The 6,679-nt window shown below is 72.2% G+C and carries 4 protein-coding genes; 2 read left to right on the top strand and 2 right to left on the bottom strand.

What is annotated here, in order from left to right:
* The first annotated feature begins 458 nt into the window (after nucleotides 1–458).
* Nucleotides 459–1,640: an extracellular catalytic domain type 1 short-chain-length polyhydroxyalkanoate depolymerase gene (locus B0I31_RS08200; RefSeq protein ID WP_106614656.1), complete on the top strand. Its 1,182-nt coding sequence runs from the start codon at nucleotides 459–461 to the stop codon at nucleotides 1,638–1,640.
* Between the two features lie 111 nt (nucleotides 1,641–1,751).
* Nucleotides 1,752–5,216, top strand: a complete 3,465-nt coding sequence (locus B0I31_RS08195) for a S8 family serine peptidase (protein WP_146173780.1) — start codon at nucleotides 1,752–1,754, stop codon at nucleotides 5,214–5,216.
* A gap of 68 nt (nucleotides 5,217–5,284) precedes the next feature.
* On the opposite strand, the gene B0I31_RS08190 is transcribed toward B0I31_RS08195, so the two are convergent.
* Together B0I31_RS08190 and B0I31_RS08185 are read right to left on the bottom strand one after the other, a co-directional pair.
* Nucleotides 5,285–6,106 (bottom strand): hypothetical protein, encoded by an 822-nt coding sequence (locus B0I31_RS08190; RefSeq protein WP_106614654.1) that lies wholly within the window; start codon nucleotides 6,104–6,106, stop codon nucleotides 5,285–5,287.
* Nucleotides 6,103–6,597, bottom strand: coding sequence for a SigE family RNA polymerase sigma factor (locus tag B0I31_RS08185; RefSeq protein WP_106614653.1), 495 nt, complete (start codon nucleotides 6,595–6,597; stop codon nucleotides 6,103–6,105). The genes B0I31_RS08190 and B0I31_RS08185 overlap by 4 nt, the downstream gene beginning before the upstream one ends.
* Nucleotides 6,598–6,679: the final 82 nt, after the last annotated feature.

The following is a 6,679-nucleotide window of genomic DNA, read 5'->3' as shown; positions in this document are numbered from 1 at the left end:
GCGCCGGCCAGGGCCGCGAGACGTCGCCGCGCGCCGTGCGCCACCGGCCTGCCGGCGACGGTGACAGCAGTTCTGGACATCACTTCCTCCAAGGGCTGGCCGGACCGACGACGGACCGAAAGTTGCGACGTGTCCGGTTGATGCTTTCGAAAACTAAGGTGGATGATCGGCGGCGTCAAGGATTGAGATTCACCTATAGAGACGCGAGAATGCTGGTACCGCAGGAGATCGGTTCGGGTTGGCGAGCTTCGACGGTATCCGAAAGTATCGGAACGTCCGGCGACTCAAGGCTGGATCGGTTCCGTGTGCGGAAGGGATGCGGCGGGCCGGTGTGGCGGCGCCACACACGGGCGCGGCGTGAAGAGTGGCGTGGGTCACCAGCGACGGACGGCACCGGGGGCTCCTAGCGTCGGACGCATCGCACGTGACCGCCATCACTCAACGTGGAGGATGCGCCCATGTCGGATCGTCGCCCTGTCCGGCCCGTTCGCGGTCTCGCCGCGGCACTCGTCGCGGTGCTGGCCACCGCGGTCCACCTGGTCTCCTCGCCAGGACCCGCCGCCGCCGCGACCTTGCAGGAGGTCACCGGTTTCGGGACGAACCCGGGCAACCTGCAGATGTTCCGCTACGTGCCCGCCGGGCTGCCCGCGGGCCGCCCGGTCGTCGTCGCCCTGCACGGCTGCACGCAGAACGCCACCGGCTACGGCACGGCCACCGGGTGGCCGCAACTGGCCGACCGGTGGAAGTTCACGGTCGTGGTGCCGCAGCAGAAGTCCCAGAACAACGCCAACTCCTGCTTCAACTGGTTCGAGCCGGGCGACACCCGCCGCGGCTCCGGGGAAGCGCTGTCCATCAAGCAGATGGTGGACAAGGCCAAGCAGGACAACGGCGCCACCTCCGCGTACGTCAGCGGGCTGTCCGCGGGTGGGGCGATGACCGCGGTCATGCTCGCCACCTACCCGGACGTGTTCTCCGGCGGCGGCATCGTGGCCGGGCTGCCCTACCAGTGCGCCACGTCGACGGTAGCCGCGTTCAGCTGCATGAACCCCGGCACGAATCTCAGCCCCGCCCAGTGGGGCGACAAGGTCCGCGCGGCGTTCGCGCACTCCGGCCCGCGGCCGAAGGTGTCCATCTGGCACGGCACCGCCGATACCACTGTGCGGCCGCTCAACGGCACCGAACTGGTCGAGCAGTGGACGAACGTCAACGGCACCGACCAGACACCGGACGTCAGCGACACCGTGGCCGGCTACCCGCACCGCGTCTACGGCGGCACGGTCGAGTACTACTCGATCACCGGCATGAACCACGGCCAGCCCGTCGACCCGGGCACCGGCACCGCCCAGTGCGGCAGCACCGCCGCGTACATGCTGGACGTCGACATCTGCACCGCCTACCACCTGGCCCGCTTCTGGGGCCTCGACGGCGGCGTCACCCCGACGACGACCACCACCGGCACGACCTCCCGTCCGCCTTACAGCGACAAGGTCACCGCCACCGCGACCGACCACTACGTGGCCCAGCGGATCGACGTCGGCGAGTACAACACCCTGGGTGCCCGCTACGGCTACAACACGCCTTTCGCGCTCTACCGGTGCGGCACGGAGTGGACCGACAAAGCCGACTGCACCGCGATCTGACCCGTCGACCTCCGCGCAACTGTGAACGACGCGTGTTCCACCCGGTGCAACCTCGGAGCGTTCCGGTGAGTCTCCTCCGGGAAAGCGCGTTCATCACTGGGGAGGCAACACGTGCGTCACGCACGCTGGTTGGTGGTCGCCGTGCTCGCGGCCGGGCTGGTGAGCCCGGTCGCGGCACAGGCGGCGCCGGTGGCCGGGGTAGCGGCCCGGACCATCACGTTGATCACCGGCGACAAGGTGGTCGTGGACGAGCAGGGGGCGCTCGTCCGCATCGAAGGGCGTCCGGGGGCGAGGTTCGTCCGGTACGTCGAGGACGACCACCAGTTCGTGGTGCCGGAGGACGCGCTCGACGACCTGGCGCACGACCGGGTCGACAAGCGGTTCTTCGACGTCACGGCACTGCTCGACTTCGGCTACGACGACGCGAGAACCGATCACATCCCGCTGCTCACCCAAGAGGTGGGTGCGTCGGCCGCCGTCGTGAAGTCCGAAGCCGCACGGCGGTGGGCGGACCGCCAGGTGGGCGTCCAAGCCGCCGACAAGCTCTGGCTCGACGGCAAGGCCAGGGTCACGCTCGACCAGAGCGTGCCGATGGTGGACGCGCCGGGCGCGTGGCAGGCCGGGTTCGACGGCGGCGGCGTGACCGTGGCCGTCCTGGACACCGGCTACGACCAGCAGCACCCGGAGCTGAAGGACGTCGTGGTGGCCGCCCGGGACTTCACCGGCGAGGGCATCCAGGACAACGTCGGCCACGGCACGCACGTCGCGGCCACCGTCGCCGGGCGCGGCGGCACGTACAGCGGGGTCGCCAAGGGCGCCCGGCTCGCCATCGGACGGGTCTGCGGCACGTGGGACTGCCCGGAGAGCGCGGTCATCGCGGGCATGGAGTGGGCGGCCCGCGAGGTCAAGGCCAAGGTCGTCAACCTGAGCCTCGGCGGTGACCAGAGCGACGGTTCGGATCCGCTGTCGCTGGCCGTCGACCGGCTCACGGCGGAGACGGGCACGCTGTTCGTGGTCGCGGCGGGCAACGCCTACACCTACCGCAAGGTCTCGACACCCGCCGCGGCGAACGAGGCGCTGGCCGTCGCGAACCTCACCAAGCAGGGGCAGCTGCACGAGTCGTCCTCGCGCGGGCCCAGGCTCGGCGACTACGCGGTCAAGCCCGACATCGCCGCGCCCGGCACGGACATCGTGGCGGCACGGGCGGACGGCACGTTGCCGGACGAGGCGGTCGGCGACCTGCACGCGCGGCTGACCGGCACGTCGATGGCCGCGCCGCACGTGGCGGGCGCCGCCGCGATCCTGGCGCAGCGCCACCCCACCTGGACCGCGCCGCAGCTCAAGGCGCACCTGATGGGGTCGGTCAAGCCGCTCGCGGACTCGCCCGACCACGTCGGCACGGGGCTGCTCGACGTGCGGCGCGCGGTCGAGCAGCAGGTGCGCGCGGACGTCGGCAGCCTCTCGTTCGGGCTGGTGGAATGGCCGCACACGACCGTGCACGACAAGACGATCACCTACACCAACGACGGCGACCAGCCGGTCACGTTGCAGCTGCGGCACGACCTCGGCGCCGACTTCACCGTGCCGTCGAGCGTCACGGTGCCCGCGCACGGCACCGCGCCGGTGGTCGTGCGGCTCGACCCCCGCAAAGGGCTCGGCACGTTCTTCGGGCACGTCGAGGCGTCCGCGGACGGCGTCCGCGTCACCACCTCGGTGGGCGCGTACGTGCAGGAGGAGCGCCACGCGCTGACCGTCCGGATCACCGGGCGCGACGGCAAGGCGCCGGTCAACGAGTTCGTGCTGCTGGTGGACCTGAAGACCGGGAAGTCGAGCACGCTCCCGCTCGACGCCGAGGGCCGGGGCACGGTCAAGCTGCCGGTGTCCGACTACGCCGTGCTCGGCCGGGTCGAGCAGCACTCCGCGCTCGCGAGCTGGTACACGCCGATCTCCGTCACCGAGGTCGCGGGCAAGGTGTCGACGGCCGCCGACGTGACCGTGGAGCTGGACGCGAGGCAGGGCAAGCCCATCACGGTCGACCTCGGCGACGGCGGCGTGCGACCGCTGCACCGCGAGGTCGACCTGAGCGTGCCCATGGAGCCGGGCAAGACCTCCGGCGTCACCGGGCCGGTCGAGGGCTCCACGCCGGTGTACGGCCTGTCGTTCGGCGACCCGTTGCCGCAGTTGACGTACTCGACCACGCTCAAGGCCGCGCAGCCGCGGGTGGCGCTGGGCGGGTTCGGGCTGCCGGTGCGCTACGCCGACGCGAGCCCGTACTTCCCGCCCGGCAAGCACGAGTTCCGCACCGCCCGGCGCGACGGTGACGTCACGGGCGCGCTCGTCGTGCTGGAAGGCACCGACGAGGACCTCTACGCGGTGGCGCAGCAGCTGAAGGACGCCGGTGCGGCGGCCGTGCTGCTGCTCGGGCCGTTGCCGTTCCCGAACGCCCCGCAGACCGCGCTTCCGGTGCTGTCGGCGTCCGACCACGGCGCGGAGCAGCTCCTGGCCGGGATCGGCGGCGTGGTCGCGGTGCACGCGATCGACTCCTCGCCGGTCAGCTACAACCTGTTCTTCCCCGAGCAGGGCGCGCTGCCGTCCGGCAGGGCGTACCGGGTGACGCGGAGCGAGCTGGCCGAGGTCAAGGCCACCTACCGGTCCTCGGGCGCGGACGGTCTGGTCCGCCAGCGCCTGTACCCGGTGGTCCGGGGTGCCGCGGTGGACAACCTGGGCGTCCTGCTGGACGAGGCGCTGGTCGCGCCGGTGGCCCGCACCGAGTACTACAGCGCGGGCAACGGCATCGGCTGGTACCAGGAGGGCTTCATCGGCCGCATGTTCGGTGTGGACGCGCGCGACCCGCAGGTCGGCATCTGGTCCGACCTCGAACCCGCCGCGTTCGAACCGGGCCGCCGGTACCGGCGTGACTGGAACGCCGCGGTCGCCGCGCCTCGGCTCGATGGGACGTCGGTCGTGCAGTGGGCGGCCGGCGGTGGCGTGACCAGGACCGGCAACGGCATCGAGGCGAAGGTCTCGCCGTTCGCGACCGGCAGCGCCGTCGAGTCCTGGACCGCCACCGGCTACGGCAGCATGGAACTCAAGCGGGACGGCGTGTCGCTCGGGATCGGCTACGACCCGCGCCGCGGCCGGTGGGACGTGCCGGCCGAACCCGGTCGCTACGAGCTCTCCCTCGACGCGGCCCGCGGTGGCGTGCCGCAGCTGGAGCTGTCCACGACCGTGCACACCACGTGGGGCTTCACCAGCGCGGCCGACGCGGAGGGCAAGTTGCCGCTGTTGCAGGTGGGCTACGCGATCCCGCTCGACCTCCGCAACAGCGCACGGGCCGGGGTGCCGCTGCCGGTGCGGTTCACCGCGTCACGGCAGGCCGGTGCGGGCAAGGCGACCGTGCGCGAGCTGACGGCGTTCGCGTCGTTCGACGACGGCGCGAACTGGGTGCCGGTGCGGTCGGTCGTCCCGGTGGGCGGCAAGCCGGGCGGGTACGTCTCGCTGCGGGTCGTCGCCTCCGACACGGACGGCAACACGGTCGACCAGACGGTCCTGCGGGCCTACCGGCTCAGGGCCTGACCGCGGCGACCGGGGATCGCGGGCCTGGTCCGTGATCCCCGGTCGTGGTCAGCGTCGTCGCTCGGCCGTCACCAGCGGTCGGACGTGGCGATCCGCACCAACTGCTCGACGGTCAGCGGGGGGTGGGTGCCGAGCACGGGGCCGCTGCCCTTGGGTGACTGCCGGTTGCTCACGTGCATGACGAACACCAGGCCGTCCGGGCGGACGAGCGAGATCTGGTGGGTCACGCCCCCGCTTTCCAGGGCGACCTGGCTGGTGGCCAGCGACGAGCCGTCGGGCAGCTCGCGCACGCTGCAGCTCGGCTCGTCGGGGGCGTCGCACCACGCCCCGTCACGGCCCAGGCCCGGGTACATCAGCAGGTCGAAGCCGCCGGTCACGCCGGCCGAGGTCAGCGTGCCCACGATCGAGGAGCCGATGGTCTTCGGCTGTTGGGGACCCGTCGTGCTCGGCGCCGTGGTGGTCGGTGCCGTGGCGGTGGCCGCCGTGGTGGTGATCGGCCTATCGGGCAGGGTCATCACCGAGGCACCCGGTCCGGTCTCGGTCACGGTGAACGTCGCCAGGTCGCCGAGCACGGCCCGGAACCGCTCCGCCAGCAGCTCGGGGTTGTCGTAGGCCGGTGGCGGTGGCGTTGCCGTGGTGGTGGTGATGGGCGCGGTCGTCGTGGAACCGCCGGGCTGGGCCGCCTGCGTGCCGGGGTCGTTGTTCGGCACGAGCAGCACCGCACCGGTCACCAGGCCCGCCACCGCGGCGGCGGCGAGGGCCATCGGCACCAGCCGCGACGCCTGCGCACGGTTGCGGTGTGGCAGGTCGAACGGCCGGGCGGCGGTGGCGGCGTCGGCCCGCCGCTCCAGCTCCTCGAAGGCGTCGTTGAGCGCGCGCAGGTCGGTCATCTCGTCTCCTGGTAGGTGTGGGGGTTGGCGGTGAGGTCGACCCGGAGGGTGGCGAGCGCCCGGGAGATCTGGCTGCGCACCGTCGTCACCCGGCAACCCAGCTCGGCGCCGATCTCGGCGTCGGACAGCCCGGCGTAGTAGCGCAGCACGACCGCCGCGCGCTGCCGCCGGGGCAGGCGGGCCAACCGGCGGATCAGCGCGTCGCGCCTTGCCCGCTCGTCGGCGCCGTCGCTGAACGGGACGTCCGGCTCGACCTCGGCCCGGGGCGACGTGCGGGCCAGCCGCCGTCGCCAGGACAGGTACTCGTTGACGACCATCCGCCGCACGTAGGCGTGCGGCTCGGCCATCACCGAGATCCGGTCCCACCGCTCGTAGGCACGACCGAGCACGTCGCTGACGATGTCCTCGGCCAGCCAGGTCTGGCAGGTCAGCACCGTGGCGAACCGCATCAGCGCCGGGCGCCGCCCGACCACGTACTCACCGAACTCCATCGGCACTCTCCCGACCGGCCACTTGGCTTGTGATCACGCCCCTCAACGGGGAACCGGCCCGATCCGTTGCACGCCGAGGGCA

Origin of the sequence: Saccharothrix carnea, from assembly GCF_003014735.1 — a bacterium.
GTDB lineage: Bacteria > Actinomycetota > Actinomycetes > Mycobacteriales > Pseudonocardiaceae > Actinosynnema > Actinosynnema carneum.
Note: the sequence above shows the minus strand (reverse complement) of the source record. Positions and strands in the feature narration are given on the sequence as shown.

Coding starts and splice junctions, on each gene's coding strand:
- B0I31_RS08200 (WP_106614656.1), top strand. CDS start 459: ATGTCGGATCGTCGCCCTGTCCGGCCCGTTCGCGGTCTCGCCGCGGCA.
- B0I31_RS08190 (WP_106614654.1), bottom strand. CDS start 6,106: ATGACCGACCTGCGCGCGCTCAACGACGCCTTCGAGGAGCTGGAGCGG.
- B0I31_RS08185 (WP_106614653.1), bottom strand. CDS start 6,597: ATGGAGTTCGGTGAGTACGTGGTCGGGCGGCGCCCGGCGCTGATGCGG.